General features: G+C 54.7%; 18 protein-coding genes. 15 read left to right on the top strand and 3 right to left on the bottom strand.

Going from position 1 to position 26621, the window contains the following annotated elements:
* Nucleotides 1-267: 267 nt before the first annotated feature.
* The 14 genes from K0H81_RS05230 (at nucleotide 268) to K0H81_RS05295 (ending at nucleotide 17725) form a co-directional block, all read left to right on the top strand.
* A complete protein-coding gene (locus K0H81_RS05230; RefSeq protein ID WP_144203743.1) occupies nucleotides 268-1602 on the top strand; it encodes a Na(+)-translocating NADH-quinone reductase subunit A in 1335 nt (444 codons plus the stop codon).
* Complete coding sequence (locus tag K0H81_RS05235; RefSeq protein WP_144203705.1) at nucleotides 1602-2801, top strand: NADH:ubiquinone reductase (Na(+)-transporting) subunit B; 1200 nt, start codon at nucleotides 1602-1604, stop codon at nucleotides 2799-2801. Before K0H81_RS05230 ends, K0H81_RS05235 begins: the two co-directional genes overlap by 1 nt.
* The gene (locus tag K0H81_RS05240; RefSeq protein ID WP_220060145.1) at nucleotides 2794-3588 is read left to right on the top strand and encodes a Na(+)-translocating NADH-quinone reductase subunit C; all 795 of its coding nucleotides are present in this window, start codon (nucleotides 2794-2796) and stop codon (nucleotides 3586-3588) included. The genes K0H81_RS05235 and K0H81_RS05240 overlap by 8 nt, the downstream gene beginning before the upstream one ends.
* Entirely contained in the window at nucleotides 3588-4220 is a 633-nt protein-coding gene (locus K0H81_RS05245; RefSeq protein WP_011866675.1) for an NADH:ubiquinone reductase (Na(+)-transporting) subunit D, read from the top strand. Before K0H81_RS05240 ends, K0H81_RS05245 begins: the two co-directional genes overlap by 1 nt.
* Before the next feature lie 5 nt (nucleotides 4221-4225).
* A complete protein-coding gene (nqrE, locus tag K0H81_RS05250; RefSeq protein ID WP_011866674.1) occupies nucleotides 4226-4834 on the top strand; it encodes an NADH:ubiquinone reductase (Na(+)-transporting) subunit E in 609 nt (202 codons plus the stop codon).
* 48 nt (nucleotides 4835-4882) lie between these two features.
* Nucleotides 4883-6130, top strand: a complete 1248-nt coding sequence (gene nqrF / locus K0H81_RS05255; protein ID WP_144203707.1) for an NADH:ubiquinone reductase (Na(+)-transporting) subunit F — start codon at nucleotides 4883-4885, stop codon at nucleotides 6128-6130.
* A gap of 105 nt (nucleotides 6131-6235) precedes the next feature.
* Nucleotides 6236-7252 (top strand): FAD:protein FMN transferase, encoded by a 1017-nt coding sequence (locus K0H81_RS05260; RefSeq protein WP_144203708.1) that lies wholly within the window; start codon nucleotides 6236-6238, stop codon nucleotides 7250-7252.
* A 168-nt stretch (nucleotides 7253-7420) separates the two neighbouring features.
* A complete protein-coding gene (gene nqrM / locus K0H81_RS05265) occupies nucleotides 7421-7645 on the top strand; it encodes a (Na+)-NQR maturation NqrM (RefSeq protein ID WP_011866671.1) in 225 nt (74 codons plus the stop codon).
* Nucleotides 7646-7977: 332 nt separating this feature from the next.
* A complete protein-coding gene (gene bfr / locus K0H81_RS05270; protein WP_011866670.1) occupies nucleotides 7978-8451 on the top strand; it encodes a bacterioferritin in 474 nt (157 codons plus the stop codon).
* Nucleotides 8452-8461: 10 nt separating this feature from the next.
* A complete protein-coding gene (bfr, locus tag K0H81_RS05275; protein WP_011866669.1) occupies nucleotides 8462-8929 on the top strand; it encodes a bacterioferritin in 468 nt (155 codons plus the stop codon).
* 203 nt (nucleotides 8930-9132) lie between these two features.
* Complete coding sequence (gene dinB / locus K0H81_RS05280; protein WP_220060146.1) at nucleotides 9133-10212, top strand: DNA polymerase IV; 1080 nt, start codon at nucleotides 9133-9135, stop codon at nucleotides 10210-10212.
* A gap of 826 nt (nucleotides 10213-11038) precedes the next feature.
* Nucleotides 11039-13525: a TonB-dependent receptor gene (locus tag K0H81_RS05285; protein ID WP_220060147.1), complete on the top strand. Its 2487-nt coding sequence runs from the start codon at nucleotides 11039-11041 to the stop codon at nucleotides 13523-13525.
* A gap of 248 nt (nucleotides 13526-13773) precedes the next feature.
* Nucleotides 13774-15693, top strand: a complete 1920-nt coding sequence (locus K0H81_RS05290; RefSeq protein WP_220060148.1) for a CocE/NonD family hydrolase — start codon at nucleotides 13774-13776, stop codon at nucleotides 15691-15693.
* 217 nt (nucleotides 15694-15910) lie between these two features.
* Nucleotides 15911-17725, top strand: coding sequence for an acyl-CoA dehydrogenase (locus tag K0H81_RS05295; protein WP_220060149.1), 1815 nt, complete (start codon nucleotides 15911-15913; stop codon nucleotides 17723-17725).
* A 320-nt stretch (nucleotides 17726-18045) separates the two neighbouring features.
* Here the strand turns inward: K0H81_RS05295 and K0H81_RS05300 are convergent, their stop codons facing one another.
* Nucleotides 18046-21330 (bottom strand): carboxyl transferase domain-containing protein, encoded by a 3285-nt coding sequence (locus K0H81_RS05300; protein WP_220060150.1) that lies wholly within the window; start codon nucleotides 21328-21330, stop codon nucleotides 18046-18048.
* Nucleotides 21327-23036 carry an AMP-binding protein gene (locus K0H81_RS05305; RefSeq protein ID WP_220060151.1) on the bottom strand — a complete coding sequence of 570 codons (1710 nt, stop codon included), beginning with the start codon at nucleotides 23034-23036 and terminating at the stop codon, nucleotides 21327-21329. The genes K0H81_RS05300 and K0H81_RS05305 overlap by 4 nt, the downstream gene beginning before the upstream one ends.
* Before the next feature lie 535 nt (nucleotides 23037-23571).
* Here K0H81_RS05305 and K0H81_RS05310 point away from each other — a divergent pair.
* Nucleotides 23572-24288 carry a TetR/AcrR family transcriptional regulator gene (locus K0H81_RS05310; protein WP_220060152.1) on the top strand — a complete coding sequence of 239 codons (717 nt, stop codon included), beginning with the start codon at nucleotides 23572-23574 and terminating at the stop codon, nucleotides 24286-24288.
* Between the two features lie 175 nt (nucleotides 24289-24463).
* Here K0H81_RS05310 and K0H81_RS05315 read toward each other — a convergent pair whose 3' ends face one another.
* Nucleotides 24464-26590, bottom strand: coding sequence for a 3-hydroxyacyl-CoA dehydrogenase NAD-binding domain-containing protein (locus K0H81_RS05315; RefSeq protein ID WP_220060153.1), 2127 nt, complete (start codon nucleotides 26588-26590; stop codon nucleotides 24464-24466).
* Nucleotides 26591-26621: the final 31 nt, after the last annotated feature.

Below are 26621 nucleotides of genomic sequence, written 5' to 3' on the forward strand. Positions count from 1 at the left end.
TAATTTCCGTTTACCTAAATCATAAAAATCTCTCGAACTGTGATCTACTCCTCACTGTAAAAATCCCCGCATCCCTTTTAAAACACCCGTATTTTTCATGGCGATAAGCAATTATTTACGGTAAAATGCGCCCGACCAGCGTGATTGCGATCGCATTTCTGTAATAAATCTGCGCTAGCTCAATGCGATAGCTGATGTTTGAAATCTATCTCATTTAGCAGGAACGCGACGCATTATCTTTCCTTCATAAACGTAGTGCTTGTGGATATGATTACAATAAAGAAAGGATTGGACCTGCCTATAACAGGTGGACCAGAGCAAGTTATCCATAATGGCCCAGCCATTAAACACGTAGCTACTTTGGGTGAAGAGTATATTGGCCTGCGCCCCACGATGAAGATCAAAGTGGGTGATAAAGTGCAGAAAGGTCAGGTGATTTTTGAAGACAAAAAGAATCCTGGCGTTAAATATACTGCTTTAGCCAGTGGCACCATCTCAGAAATTAACCGGGGCGCCCAGCGTGTTCTTCAGTCTGTCGTGATCGAAGTTGAGGGAGACGACAGCGTTTCTTTCGCTAAGTACGATGCCGCAGCGTTAGACACCTTAGAGCCGCAACTCGTACGCGACAACCTGATCGAATCAGGTATGTGGCCTGCATTGCGCACGCGTCCTTTCAGCAAAGCACCAGCAGTTGACTCAACGCCTGCCGGTATTTTTGTGACCGCTATCGACACCCAACCGCTTGCTGCCGATCCTGCCGTTATCATTAACGAGCACAAGGAAGACTTTGCCAATGGCTTAAGAGTCCTTGCACGATTGACAGAAGGTAAGGTGTATCTGTGTAAGGCGCCAGGAGCCGATATTCCTGCGGCCAACGCACAAGTCGAAGAGTTTGCCGGTCCGCACCCTGCGGGTCTTGCTGGCACTCATATCCATTTTGTTCTGCCTGCATCGGCTAAACGCACCGTTTGGCATGTTGGCTATCAAGATGTGATCGCAATCGGTCAACTATTTACTACTGGTGAGCTAAACTCTCAGCGCGTGGTTGCGATTGCGGGTCCTAAGGCGCTTAAGCCTAGACTCGTACGCACTCACAGTGGCGCCTCTATTGCCGAGCTTACCGCCGGTGAAACTGCCCAAGGCGATGTACGCGTTATCGCAGGTTCTGTGCTTTCTGGTAAGACAGCCACTGGCCCACACGCCTACTTGGGACGTTTCTTTAACCAGGTTTCTCTGCTTGAAGAAGGCCGCGAACAAGAATTTATCGGCTGGGCGATGCCTGGTGCCAATAAGTTCTCTATCACGCGCGCTTTCCTGGGTCACCTGTCACCGTCTCGTCTGTTTAACATGACGACCAGCACAGGGGGCTCTGACCGCGCCATGGTGCCTATCGGCAACTATGAGCGTGTTATGCCTCTCGACATTCTTCCTACCATGCTATTGCGTGACCTGGTGTCAGGCGATACCGACGGCGCAGCTGCCTTAGGCGCGTTAGAGTTAGACGAAGAAGATTTGGCACTATGTACTTTCGTATGTCCTGGTAAGTATGACTACGCGTCGTACCTACGCGACTGCCTAGATACGATTGTGAGGGAAGGCTAATGGGCTTGAAACAGTTTTTCAAAAGTATTGAACCCCAGTTTGAGAAGGGCGGGAAATACGAGAAATGGTATGCGCTGTTCGAAGCGGCATACACGGTATTTTATACCCCAGGTCACGTAAACAAGGGTCGTACCCATGTGCGTGATAACTTAGACCTGAAGCGTATGATGATTACGGTTTGGGCCTGTGCATTCCCTGCGATGTTCGTGGGTATGTATAACGTGGGTCTTCAGGCACAAGATGCCTTGCTCGCTGGCTTTGCGACGCCGGATACCTGGCAAACTGCATTGTTTGGCCTGTTCGGTACTGAGCTGACGGCTGATTCGGGTGTTGCTGCCCTGATGTGGTACGGCGCCTGTTGGTTCCTGCCTATCTACGCGGTGACCTTCGCCGTGGGGGGTATCTGGGAAGTCCTGTTTGCAACAGTACGTGGCCACGAAGTTAACGAAGGTTTCTTCGTTACCTCTATCCTGTTTGCCCTGACTCTGCCGGCAACCATTCCGCTATGGATGGTGGCGCTGGGTATCACCTTCGGTGTAGTCGTGGCGAAAGAGATCTTCGGTGGTACTGGACGTAACTTCCTTAACCCTGCATTGGCCGGTCGTGCCTTCCTGTTCTTCGCTTACCCGCTAAACATGTCAGGCGACACCACTTGGGTGGTTGCAGACGGTTTCTCTGGTGCGACGGCGCTGAGCCAAGCGGCACAGGGCACTCTGGACTATGGCTTTAACCAAGCTTGGTGGGACGCCTTCCTAGGTTTCATCCCAGGTTCTGTTGGTGAAGTGTCTACGCTGGCGATTCTGCTAGGTGGCCTGGTCATCATCTATACCCGTATCGCGTCATGGCGCATCGTTGGTGGTGTGATGGTCGGTATGATTGCCGTCTCTCTGCTGCTTAACGCTATCGGTAGCGATACCAACCCTATGTTTGCGATGCCTTGGTACTGGCACATGGTACTGGGTGGCTTTGCCTTCGGTATGATGTTCATGGCGACTGACCCAGTTTCTGCGTCTTTCACCAATCAAGCGAAGTGGGCGTACGGTATTTTGATTGGTGCTATGGCCGTATTCATCCGTGTCATTAACCCTGCTTTCCCAGAAGGTATGATGTTGGCCATTCTGTTTGCCAACCTATTTGCGCCGCTATTCGACCACTTCGTGGTTCAAGCGAATATCAAGCGGAGGATTGCTCGTGGCTAGTAATAAAGATTCGTTCGGTAGAACGCTGTTTGTTGTTGTTGGATTATGTTTTATCTGTTCGGTATTCGTTTCTACTGCGGCCGTACTGCTTAAGCCAACTCAACAAGAAAACAAATTGCTTGATAAGCAAAAGTACATTCTTGAAGCCGCTGGCCTGGTAGACACTAAGTCTGGTGAAGTCAGCAAGGCTAAGATCCTTGAGACTTACGACAAGTATGTTGAAGCTAAGCTGGTTGACCTTAAGTCTGGTGACTGGGTTGAAGGCAACGCCGACACATTCGACACAGAGAAAGCGGCTCGCACCGTAGAGACCTCTTTCAAGCCTGAGCACGACATCGCTTCAGTTAAGCGCGTGGCGAACAAGGGCGTGGTTTACCTGGTACGCGATGACGCTGGTGCACTACAGACAGTGATCATTCCGGTTAAGGGTTACGGTCTATGGTCAACCATGTACGCCTTCCTAGCCGTTGAGTCTGACCTGAACACAGTTCGCAGCTTGGTTTACTACGACTTTACCGGTTCGGGTGAAACTCCGGGCCTTGGTGGTGAAGTTCAGAATCCTAAGTGGATCGCCAAGTGGAAGGGTAAGAAGCTTTATGATGACCAAGGTAACCTGGCTATCAAAGTGACTAAGAACCCTGCCGTTGCAGAGAGCGTTCACGGTGTTGACGCACTATCGGGTGCAACACTGACCAGTAACGGTGTACAGCACTCACTGGATTTCTGGTTGGGTAAAGAAGGTTTTGCACGTTTTCTTGAGAAGGCGCGCAACGGAGGACTGAGCTAATGGCTGACGCAAAAGAACTTAAACAGGTTCTGACTGGACCTATCATTAGTAACAACCCGATTGCGTTGCAGATCCTGGGTGTATGTAGTGCCCTGGCGGTAACCAGTAAGATGGAAACTGCCTTGGTAATGACCATAGCTCTGACTGCCGTAACGGCCTTGTCTAACTTGTTCATCTCTATGATACGTAACCACATTCCAAGCAGTGTGCGTATTATCGTTCAGATGACCATTATCGCTTCACTGGTGATCGTGGTTGACCAGGTACTGCAAGCTTATGCCTATGATGTGGCTAAGCAGCTGTCGGTATTCGTGGGTCTGATCATCACCAACTGTATTGTAATGGGCCGCGCCGAAGCTTACGCGATGAAGACGCCGCCTATGATGAGCTTCATGGACGGTATCGGTAACGGTCTGGGTTATGGTGCCATCTTGTTGTCAGTTGGCTTCGTGCGTGAATTGTTTGGTAACGGTTCGCTATTTGGTGTCGAGATCTTAAGCAAGATCTCTGAGGGTGGTTGGTATCAGCCAAACGGTCTGCTTCTGCTGCCACCAAGTGCGTTCTTCCTGATTGCATCGTTGATCTGGATTATCCGTACCATCAAGCCAGAGCAAGTTGAAGCAAAAGGATAAGCGTAATGGAACATTATATTAGTCTATTAATCCGTTCTGTTTTCATTGAAAACATGGCGTTATCCTTCTTCCTTGGTATGTGTACCTTCTTGGCTGTGTCTAAGAAAGTCACCACGGCCATGGGCTTAGGTGTTGCCGTAATCGTGGTATTGGCAATTTCAGTACCTGTTAACCAAATCATCTATCAGGGTATTTTGGCTCCGGGCGCCTTGGCCTGGGCTGGCGTACCCGATGCGGACCTGAGCTTCCTTAAGTTCATCACCTTCATCGGTGTGATCGCGGCGCTGGTTCAAATCCTTGAGATGGCATTGGATAAGTATTTCCCACCGCTATACAACGCGCTGGGGATCTTCCTACCGCTGATCACAGTAAACTGTGCGATTTTCGGTGCGGTTTCTTTCATGGTTGAGCGTGACTACAACCTGGGTGAAAGTTTAGTGTTCGGCATAGGTTCAGGTATCGGTTGGGCACTTGCGATTGTGCTGCTGGCCGGTATCCGTGAGAAGTTAAAATATGCTGATGTCCCTAATGGTCTGCGTGGTCTAGGTATTACCTTCGTGACTGCGGGTTTGATGGCGCTAGGTTTCATGTCGTTCTCAGGTGTGTCTCTGTAATAGAGACACCTTAACGGCTTCTGATTTTGAACCTTTAAGGATAAGTTAATGGGTATTATTGAATCTACTCCAATCGATGTATACCTCGGTGTGAGTATGTTTACAGCCATCGTACTGGTCTTGGTGTTGGTGATTCTGTTCGCCAAATCAAAACTGGTACCAAGTGGCGATATTACTATCGGCATCAACCATGATGCGGATAAATCAATTAAAACACCAGCGGGCGGTAAACTACTGGGTGCTCTGGCTGATAACGGTATCTTCGTATCGTCAGCCTGTGGTGGCGGTGGTTCTTGTGGCCAGTGTAAGGTGATCGTTAAGTCTGGCGGCGGTGACATTCTGCCAACAGAGCTCGACCATATCTCAAAGGGCGATGCCCGTAACGGTTGTCGTCTGTCTTGTCAGGTCAACGTTAAGTCAGATATGGAGATCGAACTGGAAGAAGAGATCTTCGGTATCAAGAAGTGGGAATGTGAAGTTATCTCTAATGATAACAAGGCAACCTTCATTAAAGAGCTTAAGCTGGCTATCCCTGATGGCGAGTCTGTGCCTTTCCGTGCCGGTGGTTACATCCAGATCGAAGCACCTGCGCACCATGTTAAGTACGCCGATTTCGACGTACCAGCAGAATATCGTGGTGACTGGGAGCACTTTGGCTTCTTCAAGCTAGAGTCTAAGGTTGACGAAGAGACAATCCGTGCGTACTCAATGGCGAACTATCCTGAAGAGGAAGGTATCATCATGCTGAACGTACGTATCGCGACACCGCCTCCACGTAACCTGTCTCTGCCTTGCGGTAAGATGTCTTCATACATCTGGAGCCTGAAGGCGGGCGACAAGGTGACTATCTCTGGTCCATTCGGTGAATTCTTCGCGAAAGATACCGATGCCGAGATGGTATTCATCGGTGGTGGTGCAGGTATGGCGCCTATGCGTTCACACATCTTCGACCAGCTCAAGCGTCTTAAGTCTAAGCGTAAGATGAGCTTCTGGTACGGTGCGCGTTCTAAGCGTGAGATGTTCTACGTTGAAGACTTCGACGGCCTGGCGGCTGAGAACGATAACTTCGTATGGCACGTGGCCCTGTCTGACCCGCAACCCGAAGATAACTGGGATGGTTACACAGGCTTTATCCACAACGTATTGTATGAAAACTACCTACGTGACCACGATGCGCCAGAAGATTGCGAGTTCTACATGTGTGGTCCTCCAATGATGAACGCGGCCGTTATCGGTATGCTTAAAGATCTTGGCGTTGAAGATGAAAACATCCTGCTGGATGACTTCGGCGGCTAAGCAATCATTCTTGTGATATTATTGCCGTGATTATCGTGCTCCCTAAGACGCCCAAAGGCCCTTAGGGAGTGTGTTACCGGGTTATCATTAAGGACAATGGTCAATATGTATAAGACCTTTATCAAGGGGTTAGTCCTGGCGGGACTAGCCTTTTTTATTTCGGCCTGTAGCCAACCTGTCAAGATGATTGCTATGTCTGGACAGACTATGGGCACCACCTACCACATCAAATTTGTCGGCGATAAACAGATGCCCGACGAGCAGCTGCTGCAGGCGGAGATCGACCTGGCGCTGGAGCAGGTGAACGATCAGATGTCCACCTACCGCAAAGACTCTGAGCTGTCGCGCTTCAATCAGATGACGCTCGAATCTAGCCTGACGGTATCGCCAGACACGGCCAAGGTAGTGCAGACGGGGATCGACCTCTATCGCAAGACAGATGGCGCCCTGGATATCACCCTGGGGCCGCTGGTAAACCTCTGGGGCTTCGGTCCCGACAAGCGTCCGACTCGCGTGCCAAGCGCCGAGCTGATCGCCGAGACCAAGGCCAAGACGGGTATCGAGTATCTCAAGGTCGATGGCCTCAAGCTGAGCAAGACCAATCCTGCCCTGTATGTTGACCTTTCCTCCATCGCCAAAGGCTTTGGGGTCGATAAGGTGGCCAAGCTGCTGAGCAAGTATCAGCCCAAAGGTTATCTGGTGGAGATAGGCGGCGAGATCAGCCTCTTCGGCGTCAAGGCGGACGACAGCCCTTGGGTGATCGCCATAGAGCAGCCCGATGAGGATGAGCGGGTGGCGCAGCAGGTGATTGAGCCGGGCAATATGGCCATGGCAACCTCTGGCGACTATCGCAACTACTATGAGGAGGAGGGGCAACGCTTCACTCATATCATCGACCCGCGCAACGGCTACCCCATCGACCACAAGCTTGCCTCCGTGACCGTGCTGGCCAAGGAGAGCATGATCGCCGACGGTTATGCCACCGCCATGATGGTGCTGGGCACAGAGGCCTCGCTGGCGCTGGCCGAGCGAGAGCATCTGGCCATCATGTTGATCGAGAAGCAAGCGCAAGGTTTCAAGGTCTACTATAGCGATGCCTTTAAGCCCTACGTGGGTTTGTGATAGAATAGCGTCCATCGGTGCGCCAGCCCGCTTAATATAGTGGCTAGGCGCACTCTAAAATGCAGTCTTGCATGTCGGTTGATTAGCTTGCCAAATAGCTAGTCAACTAGTTAGCGAATGGTTAGACACATAAGCAATACAGCCACTTATGTGTATCTGGAGTCAGTGATGAGCACTTTTTTAGCGGCTTTTGTGGTATTACTACTGTTTTTCGTTCTTATGTCTATCGGCTACCTGGTGAAGCAGAAGGCGGTTGCCGGCAGCTGCGGTGGTCTGGGTGCCCTGGGTATCGAGAAGGCCTGTGACTGTGACGACCCATGCGATAAGCGTAAGGCGAAGATGGCCGAAGAAGAGGCCCGTCGCGAGAAGCTGGCCAAAGATCGTATCATCTAGCCCGCGCCTTTTATGCGCTATTATTAAAGGTCCCATTCGGGGCCTTTTTTATTACCCCTGTTTTTCATCACTCTTTACCAAAACATCTTTCCACCCAGACTTCTCTCTACCCTGGCTCGTCTTCACCTAGACTCATCTCCTCCCTAGCGCCTTTCGCTTTGTATCGCCCTTAACACTCTGGATTTATTATCTTTAATCGCCTTGGTAATTAAAGCGCGAATGAGAACGATTTTCTTTGGTAACTGATTGAAACTAAATGTTTATTTGTAATTGGGTGAAAATTGCTCTAGGCTTAAATATTGATTTAGATCAAATCTTACTAAGGAGATCAAATGAAGGGTCATCCGAACGTCATTCGTCAGTTAAACAAGATACTGACCTTCGAATTGACGGCCATCAACCAGTACTTTTTGCACGCACGCATGTACAAAAATTGGGGTCTGGAAGAGCTCAATGAGAAGTGCTACAAGAAGTCGATCAAAGATATGAAGCATGCCGACAAGCTGATCGAGCGGGTGCTGTTTCTCGAAGGCCTGCCTAATCTGCAACAGCTTGAGAAGCTGCGCATAGGTGAGAACCCGGAAGAGATGTTGCAGTGTGACAAGACCATGCTCGAAGAGCAGCTGGTCGAACTGCGCAGCGTGATCGCCCTATGTGAGACGGAGCGAGACTATGTGAGCCGCGAGATCCTCGAGGACCTGCTCGAAGATGAGGAGGAGTATCTGGACTGGATCGAGGCGCAGCAAGATCTGATTAAGATGACGGGCATTCAAAATTACCTGCAGTCGCAGATGGAATCTGAATAGGGAGAGAAGCATGAAAGGCAATCAGGAAGTGATCGACACCCTCAACAAGCTGCTCACCGGAGAGTTGTCGGCGATGGATCAATACTTTGTCCACGGCTTGATGTATGAAGACTGGGGGCTTAACGAGCTGCACGAGCGGATCTCCCACGAGTCTGACGATGAGCGCGAACACGCCAAGAAGCTGGTCCAGCGGATTCTGTTCCTCGAGGGCACGCCAGATGTGGCCAGCCGCGAGGCGCTGAACATAGGTAAAGATCCCCAGGAGATGCTGCAGAACGATCTCAACTACGAGTATCAGGTGGCGGCCAACCTGCGTGAAGCCATTGCCCTGTGCGAGGAAAAGCAAGATTACGTCTCCCGCGAGCTGTTAGAGGTCTTGCTGGAAGAGACAGAGTCTGACCATATGTACTGGCTAGAGAAGCAGCTGGGCCTCATCGACAAGATAGGTCTGCAGAACTACCTCCAGTCTAAAATGTAAGAGACTGTTATATAAGAAAGAGGTAAGGCCTTGTATGTAAGGTGCCAGGCACAAGGCATTAGCCATTCGACGCCATGAGATAGCGATAAAGCCACCCTAGGGTGGCTTTTTGCTGCCTGTCATCTGGCGTCAGGCCTTTGTTCATCGCGAAGTGATTGAATACTGTTTAAATGTACAGTATTCTTGGCGGTGGAGGTATTAAGGTGAAAAAGATTATTCATGTAGACATGGACTGCTTCTTTGCGGCGGTCGAGATGCGTGATTTTCCCGAGCTCAGGGGCAAGCCTATAGCCGTCGGCGGACGCAGCGATCGCCGCGGCGTCATCAGCACCTGTAACTACGAGGCGCGCAAGTTTGGCGTGCGCTCGGCCATGGCCTCCGCCTATGCGCTCAAGCTCTGCCCGGATCTCATCTTGGTGCCCGGCCGCATGTCTGTCTACAAGGAGGTGTCGGCGCAGATCCGTGAGGTGTTTGCCCGCTACACAGAATTAATCGAGCCGCTCTCCCTGGATGAAGCCTATCTGGATGTCAGTGACTGCACTCAGCATCAGGGCTCGGCCACACTGATCGCCGAGGCGATTCGCCGGGAGATCTTCGAGGTGACCGGGCTCACGGCCTCTGCAGGTATTGCGCCGGTGAAGTTTCTGGCTAAGATAGCCTCGGATCTCAATAAGCCCAACGGCCAGTATGTGATCACTCCGCAGATGATCCCCGAGTTTGTGAAGACACTGGCGCTGATTAAGATCCCCGGTGTCGGTAAGGTGACCGCCGCCAAATTGGAAACCATGGGGCTGATTACCTGCGCCGACGTGCAGGCCTGTAGCCGTCAAAGCCTGGCTGAACGCTTCGGTAAGTTTGGCGGCGTGCTCTATGACAGGGCGCAGGGGATAGACCCTCGCGGCATCTCCCCCCACAGGGAGCGTAAGTCTGTCGGCGTCGAGACCACCCTGGCTAAAGATATTTACACCTATGAGCAGTGTCAGGCGGTGATGCCTCAGCTGATCCAGGAGCTGTCCGGGCGCATCAGTCGCAGCGCCAAGTCACGTCGCATTCACAAGCAGGTGGTTAAGCTCAAGTTCGACGACTTCAAACAGACCACCATAGAGCAGCGTAGCGACGAGGTCTCGGTGAAGCTGTTTTACGATCTGCTTAAACAGGCGCTAGAGCGCCGCGCGGGGCGGGGCATTCGCCTGCTGGGGGTGTCGGTCGGACTCGAGAGTGAGGCGGTGGGGGCCGGACTGGACGAGGAGGAGCATGGGGCGCAGATGGATCTCGGGTTTTAGCGTTAACCCTATTAACCTTTTGCTCGTAGCTTGGACGGTTATTGCACCTGGTTAGATTTTTGAAGCTTTACCCTTCATGGCAATCTAACGCCTGCCCGGCGGGGGTTGTGCAAGCACACTTTTGACACGGTGAGTGAAGCACAGCTTCGCGCTCGCGAACGAGAGGCATGGATGCCGAACTGGCATTTAAACACGGATGTTATTTGAATATGTCCCTATACGCTCCGCGGCGACGTCCTGTCGCCGAGGGTCAAAAGCGTGCTTACACCTGTATCTTCTATCTCTTCGATTTGACCTTTTTTATTTCCAATGTTTTGGCGCGAATTGGCTTTAACTCTTTGTAACAGCTCCGATGAGCACGGTATTTGGGCCAATCATGGGGCTGTTTTCCTCTCTCTTTCATTAGGTTTGTCCTGGTGTGGCAGAGTCTGGTTTGCTTAAAAAACGAGCCCCTTCAAGGGATAGGGGTTTTTAGGGGAGCTATGGGGGCAGATGAATGATTCATCATCACCATTATGAATGTTGCACAATCATTATAATAAATTTAAAAATTGGTAACGCGCTCCATATACTCGATTCTAACAGTCTTTGCTTATGTTTGTGGCCTGATGTACCGCGGGGGGAATAGGTGCTGTGGCAATAAATATTGCAGTTAGTGCAGGACTCGGTAGGGAGGTGCGGCTGATTTCCACATCGCCAACATCCTAATAAATATAAAACGTAATAAAGGAAGGATAGGATGATGGAAAAGTACATTAAAACTAATCACTTATTACGCTCCCGAGCAGCAGTAAGTCGGAGCAACATGAAGCTGAGTTGTTTGGCTATGGCCGTTTTTTGGGCCATTTCAGGTCAAGTTTTTGCTGAAGAAGCGCAGGCGCCAGAAGAATCACAGGATCAGAAGGCCAGCGCGTTTGAAGTCATCGAGGTGACGGCGCAGAAACGTGTGCAACGTATGCAAGATGTCGGCATCGCGATCTCCGCGTTTAAAGCCGATGAGCTAGAAGATCTCGGTGCCTATCAGGCATCGGCCCTGGCGGAATTTATCCCCAACATGGAGGTCGCTGTCTCTGACGATAGCGGCATCCCCATCTTCGTGATCCGTGGTGTGGGTCTACAGGACTACAACACTAACAACACGCCTAACACGGCCGTGGTCGTCGACGACGTCTATCAGCCCTATGGCATCTATAGCGCCTTCGCCATGTTCGATACCGATAGGGTAGAGGTGCTCAAGGGGCCTCAGGGCGGTCTGTACGGACGTAACTCTACCGGCGGCGCCATCTCTTTCTCCTCTAAGCGACCAGAGCTGGAGACCACGGAAGCCAATGTCGCGGTGGATTACGGCAACTATAACTCGCTCAACATCCGCGCCGGTGCAAGTCTGCCACTGGGGGAGATCGCCGCTGTGCGCCTTGCCGTGCAGTCTGAAACCAGCGATGGCTATTACTACAACACCTATCTGAATCGCGACCAGGGTGGCAAAGATAAGCAGCAGGCCCGCGTTACATTGCATCTCGAACCCACAGACTATTTTGCGGCGGATCTCAGATATACCTATGGCCGTGACACCTCTGAGGCGTCGATCCCCGAGGTCACAGGGTTATTAGACAGCAACGCCTATTGGGAGGGACCGTTGGCGGACTTCCCCGGCTTGCCATCGATGAATATTCCCTACAATCAGGATGGTACACCGGCCTATTGTGACGCCGTGTTGCAAACCGGTATCCCGGATGCCAGCTGTATCAACATGAACCGCGCCAGCGCCGATGGCGACCCATACAGCGGCGCCGATGCCAGGGTGCACCCCAACGATGACACCTACCATTCGGTGTCGTTAAATATGAACTGGGATTTCTCCGATTACTCGCTGACCTCGATCACTAACTACACCCAGATGCAGTTTAAGCATCGCAATGGTGTCGGCTCTGTCGGCATGGGCCCAGGTCAGGATCAAGAGGCCTGGGAGCAAGCCAGCCGTGACTATGGCCGTCTCAATGGTGGTGACCTCAACGAGATGTATGTCACCCAGTATGACTCTGATACCAGCTCGTGGAGCCAGGAGCTGCGCCTGCTGTCCAACTATGGTGGCGATTTCAACTGGATGCTGGGTCTGGTGTACGCCGAGGATAACCTGGACGACCTGAGAAACTGCTCCTTTGCCGCCAACGTCTATGCCGACTGGGTGCAATTCCCTGGGTGCGGCACCATGGCCTATACCCAGGACACTAAGGTGACCTCAGGCTATGCCCAGTTCACCTATGCCATCAGCGATACCCTGTCGACCACAGTGGATCTGCGTTACACCCAGGAGAAGAAGGATTATGTCGGCGACGTGTTTGTCAACGATGGTACCTGGATCTGTACCGTAAATGGTCTGAATACCACAGACCCAGACAGCGACACCTACTGCGCCAACTTCATTGGTTGGGACCCAGTAACCGGCCGTTACGATCTGGCGCGCGCTAATAAGTCTCACTATGACGAGAGTGACCCGTCATGGAAAGTTAACCTCGACTGGAAGGTCACCCCGGATACCCTGTTGTATGCCAGTGTGGGCAGCAGCTTTAAGTCCGGCGGCTTCTTCGGTGGCTTCCTGACCAATCCAAACGCCATCCGCCCCTACAAGCCGGAGCGCAACAACGGCGTCGAATTGGGCTTCAAGTCAACGCTGGAAGACTATCGCATTCAGCTCAACGGCGCGGCCTTCTACTACGACTACCGTGACTTCCAGTCGGCTATTCAGGAGGTCGATCAATCAACCGGTGGCGTCTTTAACGGCCTGCGTAACCTGGGTGACGTTATCATGCAGGGCGCCGAACTGGATCTGCGCTGGATGGCGACCGAGGACTTAGAGATCCGCGCCGCTATCGGCCTGCTCGATACCGAGGTGGATAGGGTCAACAAGTTTGAGTCTGCCGACGTCGGCATCACCAACATCTTCGGTGAAGTGATCGACATTCAAGGCAATGAACTCAATAACGCGCCTAAGTTCAGTGGCAACCTGATCGCCCGTTATCACTTTAACCTGAATGCTAACCTGGACGGCTTCGTGCAATTGGATGCCTCCTTCAAGGATGACTACTGGCTGTCTGTGTCTAATGAGCCTATCTATCGGCAAAAAGGCAATACCTTAGTCAACGCCAGAATGGAAATATTCAGTCCCGATGATAATTGGAGTGTGGCACTGTGGGGTCGCAACCTGACCGATAAGACCTATCGTACCAGCTTCTATCTGGATGGTTTGGACAGTGGCTATAGCGAATATAACGCGCCGCGAACCTTTGGAGTAAGCCTGTCTTACAACTACTAAAGCAAAGCTTTTCCCCGGCATCCCTGACTTAAAGACTGCACACTGTCGTCAGGGAGCCGCTTTTTATTCCTTCCCTGGCGATAAGTGTTTTATCGCCAGGCACCGAAGGCGGGGCGCTAAGGGATAACTCTGTGCTAAGGGATAACTCTGCGCTAAGGGATAACTCTGTGCTAAGGGATAGCCCTGGGGGGGAGATGGCTTAAGTTGGTGTAAGCGCAATAAGATCAATAACAGATAGGAAGTAAGACATGGAACAAGTTAGGGGAAAACCACAGCGCGCCGCTTGCTGGCTGGCCGCCGGCCTGTTGACGATTTCGGCAGGCGTTACTATTACGCCAATCATCACGCCGATCGCCGCGGCCGAGTCTGCAACAAACCAGTCTGGGCAGAGCGAACAGGCTCATAAGGAACATAAGAAGGTGTCCAGCTTTGGCCACTACAAAGGCTATTCCCAGGAGCGTTTCGACGGCTGGGTGACCAGCTCTGAGTATATCACCACACGGGACGGTACCCGGCTGGCGGCGGATATCTCGCGTCCGGCCAACCAGGGCGTGGTGACACAGGAAAAGCTGCCTGTACTCTGGACCTATTCGCGCTACCACAGGGAGTTTGAACCGGGAGTCACCAATATAGAAGACGATGCCATCTTGCAGCGTCTCGCCAGGCACGGCTATGTGATTGTGAGTGTTAATGTGCGCGGTGGCGGCGCCTCTTTCGGGCGTTATCAGGGCCTATTTAGCGCGCCTGAGACCCGCGATGCCTATGATGTCATCGACTGGTTGTCCAAGCAGGCATTCAGCGATGGCAACATTGGCATGTATGGCCTCTCCTATATGGGAATTAGCCAGTACATGGCCGCCAGCACCAAGCATCCGGCGCTTAAGGCCATCACCCCGGAAAACGGTTATTTTAACCTCTATGACGCGGTTCGTCGTGGCGGCATATTGCGTCAGGATCTGCTAGAGAGTTGGGGCAAGGGCACCCAGTACCTGGATAAGGAGCGTAAGCCCACGCCGGTGGATGCCGACACAGATGGCACTTTGGCGGCGGCTGCCGTGAAGGAGCATGCCACCAACTTCGACCCTATAACGCCACTTGGTGCGGCGAAGCTGCGCGATGCTACCGCGCCCGAGTTCGATTGGTATAAGGATATGCCCTCTGCGATAAACGTGGCCCTCAACGAGTCCGGTGTGGCCATCTACCATTTCGGTTCCTGGCATGATCCCTATACCACTGACACCTTAGTGCATTTCGAAAACTATCACGGCCCGCAGAAGATGGCCTTTGGTCCCTGGTCTCACATCACCAATAACCAGGCCGAAAAGCTGGAGCGTGATAGGGTATATGGCGCCGAGTTTCAGCGCTGGTTCGATTACTGGTTGAAGGGGATCAAAAACGGCGTGATGGATGAGCCGCAAATTCATGTGGCCGAGGTGGATACCATGCGCGAGCAGTGGCAGTGGATCTCCCTGTCCCAGTTCCCTCTCAACAAGCCGCGCACCAGCTTCTATTTTGGCGAATCCAGCGCCAAGAGCGGTTTGGTGACAGATCACCTGCTTTCTACTCAGGTGCCGGTTCTGTCGACTCAGCAGCCTGATGCCAGCGCGTTACTGGCCTATCAGGTCAATAATCTGACCACCACAGGAACGGCGACGCGCTGGGATTCCAACTTTGGCACTCAGGTGAACTATCCGGATATGGCGGCCAATGATGGCCATTCGCTGACCTTTACGACGCTGCCCCTTGAGAAGGATATGGTGATCGCCGGCATTCCGCTGGTCAAACTCTTCGTCTCGGCCAGCACGCCGGATGCCGATGTCTATGCCCTGCTGGAAGAGGTGGACGTCGATGGTCGCTCCAACTACATCACAGAAGGCAATCTGAGGCTTTCTCTGCGCAAGGAGCATAAGGCACCCTGGAATAACCTGGATATCCCTTGGCATCGCGCCTTAAAAGCAGACGAGCAACTGCTGACGCCGGGGGAGGTGGTCGAAGCCAACTTCGACATCATGCCCGTGGTGTATCGCATCAATAAAGGCAATCGTCTGCGGGTCGCCATCATGGGCGCTGACAAAGACAATATGGAGGCGCCGCCTTATCCCGAGGCGCAGCTCTCCTTAAGCGTCGGTGGTGCCAAGGCATCGCAAATCGCCTTGCCACTGATGTAGCGTGCTAATCCTAATGGATGATGACACGGCGGAGATAATGCCGCCGTTTCATCACAGATTTTACTGAGTATATCGGGTATCGGCACAGGCCAGGATACCCAGGTTATACCGGCCGGGCAGCGCTTGCCTTCGCGCCACAGCGCCCTCACTCGTGAGGGCTTTGTGCCAGAGTGCGGTTCACAAGGCCAACTTTCGCAGCCGTTAATGGAGTTTCTTTATGACAGTACCACTACTCAATGCCCGCGACATGGATTTCCTGCTATACGAATTCCTGGACACAGAAGGACTACTGCAGCGCCCCCGTTATTGCGAGCACAGCCGCGAGGTGTTTGACGCTACCCTGGAGACGGCAAAAACCATCGCCGAGAAATACTTTGCCAATCACAACCATAAAGGGGACGAGCAGGAGCCGACCTTCGACGGTGAGAAGGTGCAGATGATCCCGGAAACCAAGGAGGCTTGGGATCATTTTGCCGACGCTGGCTTTCTGGCCGCCCACTATGACTTCGAAGATGGCGGCATGCAGCTGCCAGAGATCATATTGCGCGCGGCGATGGCCTACTTCAGCGCCGCCAATACCGCCACCGCCGGCTATCCCTGCCTGAGCCTGGGGGCGGCTAACCTGATCCAGAGCTTTGGCAGCGATGAGCAGAAGGCCAAATTCATTCCCCCCATGCAGGAGGGCCGCTTCGCCGGTACCATGGCGATGACAGAGCCGGGCCAGGGCTCGGCGCTGGCGGATATCACCACCAAGGCGGCGCCACAGGCCGACGGCAGCTACCGGATCACGGGCCAGAAGATGTTTATTTCCGGTGGCGATCAGAGCATCACAGAGAATATCATTCATATGACCCTGGCGAAGATCGAGGGCGCGCCTGCCGGCGTCAAGGGGATCTCCCTGTTTATCGTGCCTAAGTTCCTGGTCAATGACGATGGCTCCCAGGGGGAGCGCAACGACGTGGCCCTGGCCGGTCTGCTGCATAAGATGGGCTTTCGCAACACCACCTCTACCGTCTTGTCTTTTGGCGAGAAGGGCGGCGCCGTGGGTTACCTGGTCGGCGAGCCTCACAAGGGGTTGGCCTACATGTTCCAGATGATGAATGAGGCGCGCATCTTCGTCGGCAGCACGGCGGCAGTGCTGGGCTACCAGGGCTTCAATGCCTCCCTAGAATACGCCCTTGAGCGTCCCCAGGGACGTCTGCCATCGAACAAAGATCCTGAGTCCAAGCAGATCCCTATCGTGCAACATGCCGACGTGCGCCGCATGCTGCTGGCGCAGAAGGCCTATGTGGAAGGTTCGCTGGCGCTGTGTCTGTATGCCAGCTCGCTGTTTGAAGATAGTCACACGGCGGATACTCAAGAGGCCCGTCAGCAGGCCTTCATGCTGCTGGACCTGCTGACGCCCATCATTAAGTCCTGGCCCTCAAAGTACGCCCTAAAGGCCAACGATCTGGCCATTCAGGTGCTCGGTGGCTCGGGTTATATCCGCGAGTATCCGGTGGAGCAGTATTATCGCGACAACCGCCTCAATCCAATCCATGAGGGCACGGAGGCGATCCATGGCCTGGATATCCTGGGGCGCAAGGTGCCTATGGGGAACATGGCCGCCTATGAGCTGTTCGTGAAGGCGGTGGAAGCCACAGCCGCCGAGGCCGCCACAAGAGAGGCGACGGCCGAGATGGGGCTCTCTCTGCTCGCGGCGCTTGGCAAACTAAGCAGGCTCAATGCCGTGCTGTTGCCCATGCTGGCCAAAGATCCTGATCTGGGCCTGGCCAACGCCACCCTGTATCTGGACGTGTTTGGCCGCATTACCGCCAGCTGGATCTGGCTACAACAGGCTAATATCGCCGCGGCCAAGTTGGCCGAAGAGGGCTCTCTGTCTGTCGATGACGCCAACTTCTACCAAGGTAAGCTGCAGGCGGCGCGTTACTACCTGGAGTGGGAACTGCCTGAGATCGACCCGCAGATCGCCCTGCTGGAGAGTTATAACAGTGTGCCCTTCGATATGCAGGACGCCTGGTTTCAGACCTAGGCTTGCTCAAGGGCTGTCTAAGGCGTGGCCTTAGATAACTCATAGCAAACAATGCCAGTCGCGTGTGCTCACCGACTGGCATTTTGCTATCTGGCGCCTAGGTATGACTCGAGTGCACAGATTCCCCTGGCAGCCCGCTGTTGGCGCCGAGTTGTGTGCTGACTGGGGAACTGAATAGGTGATACTGGGAGGGAGGGGCGCAGGCATTGAAGACGCCGGTGCCAGGAAAGAGGGATAAAAAAAGCCAGCCTGTGCGTCGCACTGACTGGCTTTGGGCTTATCTGATACCGGTAAAATGAGTTGTTTGACAGCCTTAGGATTTACCAGGTATCGATACAGTTACGTTTCTTGCCGCTGCGCTTCTCGGGTTTTGGCAGGCAGGCCAGGCCGCGAACGATCCAGTCACGGGACTCCATGGGATCGATCACCGCATCCAGCTCCAGATAGCTGGCGGTATTGATGGCGCTGCCATGGCTGTAGAGCTTATCCACCATGGCCTTGAAGGTGGCTTCGCGTTCATCTGGGTCGGCTATCGCCTCCAGTTGACGCTTGGCCGCGATACGCACCGCACCTTCTATGCCCATGGCACCAAACTCGCCACTTGGCCAGGAGGCGGTAAACACAGGTGCGGTGAAGCCGCCTCCCGTCATCCCCATGACGCCAAGGCCGTAGCCCTTACGCAGCACCAGGGCGAACAGAGGCACAGTGCTGTTAGCGCCGTGGACGAAGAGGCGGGAGATATGGCGCACCGTGGCGCGTTTTTCCGACTCAGGGCCCACCATGAAGCCCGGGGTGTCGCACAGGGAGATCATAGGAATGTCGTGGGCGTCACACAGCTGGATAAAGCGGGCCAGTTTGTCGCCGGCATCGGCATCTATGGCGCCGCCGAGGAAGCGTGGGTCGTTGGCGTACAGGCCGTAGGCCTTGCCCTCGATACGCACCATGGCGGTGATCATATTCTTGGCAAACTCGCGCCTTAGCTCCAATACCGAGTCCTTGTCACACAGGGTGTCGATCACTTCACGAATGTCATAGATGGCCATGCGGTTCTCGGGGATCAGGTGGCGCAATTTGCGCTGATCCGCCACTTGCCATTCGCTCAGATCCCCCTGGAAGTAGGAGAGATACTTCTTGGTGACCGCAACCGCCTCGGCCTCATCCTCTACCAGGATGTCGATCACCCCGTTGGGGCTGAGTACCGACGGCGGCCCAACCTCTTCGGGTTTATAGACGCCCAGGCCGCCCCCTTCGATCATCGCAGGCCCCGCCATACCTATGCTGGCCTGACGGGTGGCGATGGTGAGATCGCACACGCCGTAGAGGGCCGCGTTACCGGCAAAGCAGTTCCCGGCGGCGATACCCACGGTGGGCACCAAACCTGACAACTCACCCAGGGAGGAGAAAGTGTGCAGGTTCAGAAAGGCCACACCAGGGTAGTCGGTATCCGAGGGGCGTCCACCGGCCCCCTCGGCGAAGATCACCAGTGGCAGTTTCCACTTCTTACAGAGTTCCAGCAGGCGGTCGGTCTTCTTGTGGTTGACCAGGCCCTGTGAGCCCGCCATGACAGTGTAGTCGTAGGACATCACGGCGCAGCGCGCGGCTTCATCGCCGAAGCTATCGGCGTTGACTGTGCCTATGCCGGTGATCTTGCCATCGGCCGGGCTGATCTCCACCAACTTGTCGATGGCATGCTTCTGCCGCTGGGCGGCGATGGCCAACTGGCCATATTCGTTAAAGCTGCCTTCGTCGAGGAGATCGTTAAGGTTTTCCCGGGCGGTGCGCTTGCTCTCGCGATGGCGTTTGGCCACGGCCTCGCTGCGGCTCTCATCTAAAGTCTTGTCCCTGCGGTCGAAGAACTCGGCCAGGTTAGCGCGGATATAATCGAGATCGATCTCCATCTCGGTCTGACCGCCGCTGACCGAGACCTCGCCCGGCTGAATCACCGCCAAGATCTGATGCTCGTCGATCACCTCGCCGATATTGCCGGTTAGCACCTCGGTGACGATACCTGCGTGTTCAGATTTTACCGGGATCTCCATCTTCATCGCCTCGATGACGGCGATCTCCTGGCCGGCGTACACCTCATCGCCAGACTCGATATTGACCTGCACCAGCACGCCTGCGGTGGGAGACTTGACCCCCTCACAGCCGGCGGGAATGTTCACCGCCTGCACCGTTTCTTGCTGGTCGCTGGCGATGTTGAAGAAGTGCTCGTGGTGGTCATCATCGGCCAACAGCTCGGCCATGTGCGCCTCGACGAAGCGGGTGCTGAGGCGGTTGCGCTGCACCTCTTCACGCTGCAGCAGGTTCATCAGCAGCGCCTTGTTGCTTTGCACCCCGTCGATATTCAGCGCCTTGAGGCTGAGGTAGACCTTGTTCAGGGCGGCGCCGTAGTCCTCACCCTTGGCGATGATCTTGGCGCCCAATGAGTCGTAGCTGGGGCTGACCTTGTAACCTGCGTACAGATAGTCATCAACGCGCACGTTATGGCCGTTAGGCACCTGGTAGGCCTTGATCACTCCAGAGGCAGGCTTGGTGCTGCCATCGGGCAACATCTGCTCTAGGTTGATGCGGGCCTGAATGGCGCAGCCGCGTTTGATTGGCGCTTCAGTCAGTGACAGCTCCGCCAGCGTCTTACCGGCGGCGAGCAATATCTGTAACTTGACCAGGTTCAGGCCGGTGATCTCTTCGGTGATGGTGTGCTCCACCTGGATCCGTGGGTTGATCTCCATGAAGTAGAACTTGCTGTGATCGTCTGCGTCCAGCAGGAACTCGAAGGTGCCAAGGCCCTGGTATTTCACGTCGCTGGCGAGCTGCAATGCCGCCTCGATGATCGGCATGCGCGTAGCGTCGTCAAGGCTCGGGCTAGGGGCGATCTCCAGCAGCTTCTGGTTGCGGCGCTGCAGCGTGCACTCGCGCTCCCAGGCATGCACCGCGGCGCCCGTGCCGTCACCCAAGATCTGCACCTCGATGTGACGGGCGTGTTGCACCAGTTGCTCCACATACAGCTCGCCGCTGCCGAAGGCGATGATCGCCTCCTCGCGGCACTGACGATAGGCCTCGGCCAGATCCTCATAGCGGCTGACGGGACGCATGCCGCGCCCGCCGCCGCCGGCGAGGGCCTTGATCATCACGGCAGCGCCATCACCCAGGCTGGTGAAGAAGGCTTGCACCTCTTCCAGGCTGCAGGGCTTGTTGATGCCGCCGGTGAGCGGTGTGTCTGAGCGCAGGGCGGTTTCCCGGGCAGTGGCCTTGTTGCCCAGCAGGTCTAAGAGCTCGGCCGATGAGCCGATGAAGCAGATCCCTTCTTCCTGACAGCGACGCGAGAAGCTGCTGTTCTCAGACAGGAAGCCATAGCCTGGGTGCACGGCATCACACCCATGGGCCTTAGCCACGGCAATCAGTTGCTCGATATCCAGGTACGCCTTGACGCCGCGGCCCTGGAGGGCCACGGCCTGATCAGCCTTCTTGGTATGCAGCGACTGACTGTCGTCTTCGGCGTAGATTGCCAGGCTGTCGATGCCCATATCGGCACAGGTCTGTGCGATACGGATAGCGATTTCACCTCGATTGGCAATCAGGATCCGATTAAAAACACGTGTCATAAACTTTTCTCCAGATCCACCTTACGGATCTTGCCGGTGGCGGTCATAGGTAATCTCTCCTGGATGCGGATCTCCGGCACCTTGAAGATGGCCATGGCATTCACACACCAGGCCTGCAGGGACTCTTGGGTCTCATCGCAGCCGGGCTTTAGGGTAACGAAGGCCACGGGCACCTGACCCTTGCGCTCGTCGGGGCGGCCGACGACGCCGCATGAGGCGATGGCCGGATGTTGGCCCAGCATGCTTTCCACCTCTGTGGGGAATACGCTCATGCCGTTGACCTTGAGCATCTCCTTGCGGCGGCCCAGATAACGGAAGAAGCCTTCCTCGGTGATCATTCCCAGATCGCCGGTACGGTACCAGCCACCCTCTTCAAACAGGTTTTTGTTCAGATCTGGCTTATTCCAGTAGCCCGTGAGCAGGGTTGGGGTGCGGATCTGAATCTCGCCTTCCACGCCCAGGGGCATGAGCTCGCCAGTGACAAAGTCACAGATCTTGATCTCTGTGCCGGGCACGGGCAGGCCAAGGAATGCCGGGTCGAAGGAGAGATCCATGTCGTCTACCTGGAAGCCGCGGGTGAAGGTGTCACAGGTGTGGGTCTCTGTCATGCCATAGGCCACCTCGAACAGTGTGGTGCCGGTCAGCTCGCGCCAACGTTGACGGTAGTCTCTATTCAGTTTCTTGATGAAGGAGATGCAGGGCACTGTGGTTAGCGAGGTGAGGTCGAATTGGTGGAGCTGAGGGTGGTTGAGGATCTCATCCACGCTGTCTATCAGCATGATGGTCATATTCACCTTGTGGTGGTGAACCAGTTCCATAAAGGCCTTGGTATCCCAGCGGGCCATCAATACCAGAGTCGCGCCCGAATACAGGGGGAGCAGTAAGCCTGTGTCTTCGCCGGCAATCCAGAATTCCGGCAGGAAGCTGAGCATCACCAGATCTGTGCCTTCGGGGCCGACCTCACCAAAGGTGACCGGATAGTAAGAGGCCATGGTGCCTATCATGTTGCGGTGGGTGTGCATCACGCCCTTGGGCATGCCGGTGGTGCCGCTGGTGTAGTTGATGGCCGCAAGGTCGTCCAGCGCCGGGATATAGTCCAGCACTTCCTTAGACGCGTTATCTATCGCCTCGAAGAAATCGATGATGCCATCTGCCAAGGGGGTCTTGGGGATCTCAAACAGATCTGGCAGCACGGCGGTGATGGCGCGGGGCCTGACATCGGTATAGCTGGTGGTGATGATGTGCTCTATGCCCAGCTCCTGGCAGACGGGGCGCATGGTGGGCAGCAGGGCGTCGTAGCATAGGGCGACCTTAGGTTGACTGTCACCCAGCTGGTGGCGCAGTTCCATCTCTTTCGACAGTGGGCTCACAGGCATGTGCACGGCGCCGCACTTTAAGATGCCGAGAAAGGCGATGTGAAACTGCGGGCAGTTGGGCATGAATACGGCAACACCGTCACCCTGGCCCACGCCAAGCCCTCTGAGGACGTTAGCAAAGCGGGTGCTCATCTCATCCAACTGGGCGTAGGTCAGCTCATAGCCGTAGAACTGAATGGCCACCTTGGTAGGGGTGAGCCTCGCCCAGGCGGAGAGATACTCGGTGACCGGCTTTTCGCCATGGGGATAGATGGGCTCCCGTGGTGTGCCTTTGGGCCATCTAGCGGCTTGGAGTGCTTTGACCTGCTGGAGATAGGTTTGCTCGTTCATGTTTCTGCCTCGCTATTGTTGTTATGGGCCGGTACCGGTCATATCGTGCTAACTCGTGATTAGCCCTAGGGCACCACCTGGCGTTTTCGATTCAAGTCAACTCAGTCCTTGCAGCCGGAGCCGTTAACTGTCCTGCTTGAAATTTCTTATAGTCTTGTTGACGCTGAAGCGCCGTATCCCGCGGCCGTTTAGACCATGATTTTGGTCGGCAGCCATCTGTGGATTTCGGCATTAGGCATTACTTATACAGCAAATGTATAATTACAGTAACTATAAAAATATGTCAATTATGATGTTAATACTTACGACTTATTGTTAAATTAATTTACATTTGGGGTTGTGCGAACGTGACATCTCAGAGGCGAGACCGGCTTGGCGACGAGCTAACTAAAGTTCGTTTTATCAAGGCAGTAAGTTAGAATGTCGGGATATTTTTCATGTGCTTTCGAAAAAAAGCGTTTTTAAGAAAAGTGTTTTCGAGAAAAGCGTTTTCACTTGAAGCGTGCTCAAGGCGAGGTTTTAGGTGGCGGACGATATGGCAGAAGGTAAGGCTGAGGGGAAGGTAGAGGGCATGGCAGAAGATAAGGCTGGCGTTAAAACTGAAGGTAAGAGAGCCGAGATGAGTCTAAGAGAGCGTAAGAAGCAGCAGATGCGTCAAACCCTGCTGGATATCGCCGAGGAGCTTTTTTCGACCTTGCCCTTCGAGGAGGTGATGGTCGATGAGATCACCGCAAGGGCCAACATTAGCCAGAAAACCTTTTTCAACTACTTTCCCACTAAGGCACAGTTGCTGGAGGAGCTGCTGCTGAGCTGGTTGCGCCAGGTTAACCTCTGGCCGCTGCATACTGAGGGCGTGACAGATATTCGCTCGGCGCTAGTACCGCCAAATTTGCCTCAAATTCAGGAGTGGGTGATTGCCCATCGCCATGTGTTGCAGATGATCATGCGCCAAACAGAGTTATTTTCTTCAGTCTATTATTCGTCTCAGGTGCCTGCCGGCAAAAATTTGCTGTTCCCGCCCGAGTATCGTCAGCCGCGGGTGGACAGGGTCAAGTGGGCACAGGAGTTGGGGCTCATACGCGGCGATATCGCTCCACAACTCGTCTGTGAGATGTATGACCTGCTTCGTGTCGATATAGTGCAGCGTTGGCTGTGTATGCCCGACGAACAGGCTAACGGCGAGATTTATAAGCGCACCTACGAAGAGATGGTGGCCATCTTCTTCCGCGGACTGCAGCCCGACAGTAACTAGTCTGAACCAGGCCGGTCGTCAGTTAGCTTGGTGATCGCCATTTCTTGTTTGGTGCAAAGCCAGCCTCGGGAAAATCCCTCCACGACGAAAGCGCGCCCTATGGCGCGCCTTACCTTTTAACAAGTATCTACTGGCCGTGAGTTAGCTACACGGCCGTTCACCGATTAACCGTCTGCTAAGCCTGGTATTGGGCGAAGGTTTTGCCTTCTCTCACCAGCTGCTCCAGCAGGGGCGCAGGCTTAAACCACAGCTCTCCCTTATCCAGGGTGTCGCGGTACTTGTTCAGCGCCGTCAGCACAGTCTCCAGGCCTATCTCGTCGGCATATTGCATGGGGCCGCCACGGAAGATGGGGAAGCCGAAGCCGTAAGCCAGCACGATATCGATATCGCTGGCCCGCAGGGCGATGCCTTCCTCCAGGATCCGCGCCCCTTCGTTGATGATAGGGTAGATGGTACGCTCTAGGATCTCCTGGTCGCTTATCTGCTCAGGCGAGCGGCGGGTCACGCCGAACTCCTTGGCGGCCTCTGCGGCCAGTTCCAACACCTCCGGGTCCTCCTGCTTGTCGCGTCCCTCATAGATATAGAGGCCGCGACCCGTCTTCTGGCCATAGCGCTGCTTGGCGTATAGCTTGTGCAGTATGGCGAAGTGGCTGGGGTCCAGATCTGTGGTGAACGCCTTGCGATCTTCCCGGGTCAGGATGCCCACGTCGATACCCGCGAGATCGACCATTGAGGGCAGCCCCATAGGCATGCCGAACTCTGTGTGTACCTTGTCTATCTGCGCCGGACTCGCCCCTTCGAGGATCAGCGACATGGACTCACGCAGGTAAGAGTCGGTCGCCCGGTTGCCGATAAAGCCCCAACAGACGCCTGAGACCACAGGGACTTTCTTGATCCGCTGTGCCAGCTGCACTGTGGTGAGCAGGGCATCCGGCGCCGTCTTGTTAGCGCGCACTATCTCCAGTAGCCTCATCACGTTCGCCGGGCTGAAGAAGTGCAGGCCGAGCACGTCCTGAGGGCGGGAGGTCACCGCCGCTATCTCGTCAACGTCCAGGGTGGAGGTGTTGGTGGCCAGTATGGCGCCGGGCTTACAGGTGGCATCCAGGGTCTTAAATACCTGCTTCTTGATCTCCATCTTCTCGAACACGGCTTCGATCACCAGGTCGACATCGGCGATGTCGGCATAATCTGTGGTGCCGCTGAGCAGCGCCATACGCTCATCGAGCTGAGCCTGACTCAGCTTGCCTTTCTTGAGGGTGTATTCGTAATTCTTGCGGATCACCCCAAGGCCACGCTCAAGGGCCTCGCCGTTGAGATCCAGGATCTGGGTTGGGATCCCCACGTTGATGAAGTTCATGGCGATGCCGCCGCCCATGGTGCCAGAGCCTATCACCGCCACCTTGCGGATCTCGCGGGTCGCCGTGGTTTTAGGGTCTATGCCAGGGATCTTGGCAACGCCACGCTCGGCGAAAAACAGATGTTGCTGCGCGCGGGCCTGGGGCGTATTCAGGCACTCCATGAAGAGCTGATGCTCACGCTTAAGGCCCTCAGAAAGCGGCAGTTCACAAGCCGCTTCCACCGCTTGAATGCAGCGCTCGGGGGCGTAGTAGCCGCGGCTGCGCTTAGCAATGGCGGCGCGAAACTCGTTAAAGATCTCGCTGCTGATATTGCTGGTGTCCACTCTCATCTCGAAGCAGCTGCGCTTAGGCTTGTGCTGCGCGACCAGCTCTTGGGCAAAGTCGACCGCGGCCTGAATGAAGTCGCCGCCCTCTTGATACAAATTATCGATCACGCCTGCTTGTAACATAGCCGCGGCTGTGAGGGGACGACCACTGGTGATCATCTCAAGGGCCAGCTGAACGCCACCGATGCGGGGTAGACGCTGGGTGCCGCCGGCGCCGGGCAGAATGCCTAAGTTAACTTCGGGCAGTCCCAGCTTGGCCGCAGGCAGGGCGATGCGGTAGTCGCAGGCCAGTGTCAGCTCACAGCCGCCGCCAAGGGCCAGGCCGTTAATGGCGGCGACAACCAGCTTGGGAGAGTTCTCCAGGGCATCGCATACCTGGGGCAGGTTGGGCTCGGCGAGGGCGTCGTCGGAAGAAAACTCGCTGATGTCGGCGCCGCCGCAAAATAGCTTACCCGAGGAGGCGAGCACTATGGCATCGACCGACTCATCGGCTTCGGCTCTCTTGAGATCGGCCAGCAGGTGGGTGCGCAGCGCCAGCCCCAGGCTGTTGACTGGCGGCTGGTTGAGTACGATGACGGCGGTGCGTCCATGAATTTGGTACAGGGTGGCGTTCGTCATAGGGATACCCTTGTTATTGTTGTGAATGAGG

Origin of the sequence: Shewanella halotolerans (genome assembly GCF_019457535.1) — a bacterium.
In the GTDB taxonomy this organism is placed as follows: domain Bacteria; phylum Pseudomonadota; class Gammaproteobacteria; order Enterobacterales; family Shewanellaceae; genus Shewanella; species Shewanella halotolerans.